Raw genomic sequence first — 428 nt, 5'->3', positions numbered from 1 at the left:
GGCCTGGAACAGAGGATGGATGGTCTGGAACAGAGAATGGGTATCTTGGAAGAGGGACAGCAAGAAATCAAGGAAGGATTAGTGCGTGTCGAAGAAAGCCAGCCCAAAGACATTCTTGCTATGCTAGAGCGTATCGACCGAAGTTTGGAAAACAAGGGATTCGAGCTGTACGCGCTCAATAAGAGGGTGTTCAAAGTTGAAGCAGAAATCGAACGGTTAAGCAGACAGTGATGAAAAAGAGCAGGGCACCCCTGCTCTTTTTCACATACGCTCATTCACGGGGTATCCTTCTCGTATGAGCCTTTGTTCAATCCTTTCAATGTGAGCCTGATCATTGGTCTCCAACTCCACTTCCACTTCCGCCTGTCCTGGGACGATGCGAGGGCTAATGCGATGATGATGAATCGAAATCACATTGGCTCGCTCTT

At 48.4% G+C, this 428-nt stretch carries 1 pseudogene; it reads left to right on the top strand.

Annotated features, from left to right (window positions below):
- Window positions 1-231: pseudogene (locus tag B2899_RS08140) on the top strand (hypothetical protein); the annotation flags it as partial.
- Window positions 232-428: the final 197 nt, after the last annotated feature.

It is taken from the genome of Aneurinibacillus sp. UBA3580 (assembly GCF_002375825.1).
Taxonomy (GTDB): Bacteria; Bacillota; Bacilli; order Aneurinibacillales; family Aneurinibacillaceae; genus Aneurinibacillus; species Aneurinibacillus danicus.
The sequence above is the reverse complement of the archived record's forward strand: the minus strand, read 5'-3'. Positions and strand labels throughout refer to the sequence as shown.